The sequence below is a fragment of the Campylobacter concisus genome, from assembly GCF_002165815.1.
Classification (GTDB): Bacteria; Campylobacterota; Campylobacteria; order Campylobacterales; family Campylobacteraceae; genus Campylobacter_A; species Campylobacter_A concisus_BH.
In genome coordinates this window covers 1-279 of record NZ_NDYN01000041.1, presented here as the reverse complement: position 1 = coordinate 279, position 279 = coordinate 1, and the positions used below count along the sequence as shown (strand labels likewise).

Genomic DNA, 279 nt, shown 5'->3' with positions numbered 1-279 from the left:
ATTTAGAGCTGGGTTATTAGTATCAGCTTCTAGACTTGCTTCATAGTTGCCATCTTTTATCTCATTTACAAAGGTGTTGGCTTTTTGGATGAAGATACTTTGATCTTTCATACCATCTTCAATGGCCTTTGTGTTTTTGTTTATTAGCTCTGCCATTTGACCAAATTCATCTTTAGATGTTATCTCTATAGGCTGGGCTTTGTTTGTCTTGTGATTTAGTAGATCAAAGAAAGATAGTAGGCCTGTTTTTAGTTTGAGGATGATTTTTAGGAGGTAAGA

The 279-nt window shown here is 34.8% G+C and carries 1 pseudogene; it reads right to left on the bottom strand.

Features of this window, described 5'->3' with window-relative positions:
* Positions 1-279, bottom strand: a pseudogene (locus B9N65_RS11135) (methyl-accepting chemotaxis protein); the annotation flags it as partial.